Source organism: Haemophilus sp. UMB1048 (assembly GCF_030218125.1).
Taxonomy (GTDB): domain Bacteria; phylum Pseudomonadota; class Gammaproteobacteria; order Enterobacterales; family Pasteurellaceae; genus Haemophilus_D.
Window position 1 is genome coordinate 1 of record NZ_JASOPB010000124.1, and the last position, 260, is coordinate 260.

Consider the following 260-nt stretch of genomic DNA (forward strand, 5'->3'; position numbering starts at 1 on the left):
GTTCGCTCTCCTGTGCCTGTAAGTCGTTTTTTTCCGCTGTTGCCAGTACGTGGAGGAGTTTGCGTTCCTGTTCTGTGAGTCCGGCTTCGTTGTCGATCAGGTCAATAATCTGTCTCTGTCGTGCGGTCTGTTCTCCGAGCTTCCTGATGAATCCGATCCGTTTCTTCAGCCATTCGATGTTGCTGATGCGCATGTTCGTGATGCTCCCTGGTGTTTTTTTGCGGTGTGTTGTGGTCGTGCAGTATATCGCTTGCGGTCGG

1 protein-coding gene is annotated in these 260 nt (G+C 51.9%); it reads right to left on the reverse strand.

The genetic code is table 11. The features are described from left to right. The coding region (locus tag QP437_RS10160) for a hypothetical protein (protein WP_179342090.1) at nucleotides 1-193 on the reverse strand (193 nt) is incomplete at its 3' end. Between the last annotated feature and the right edge of the window lie 67 nt (nucleotides 194-260).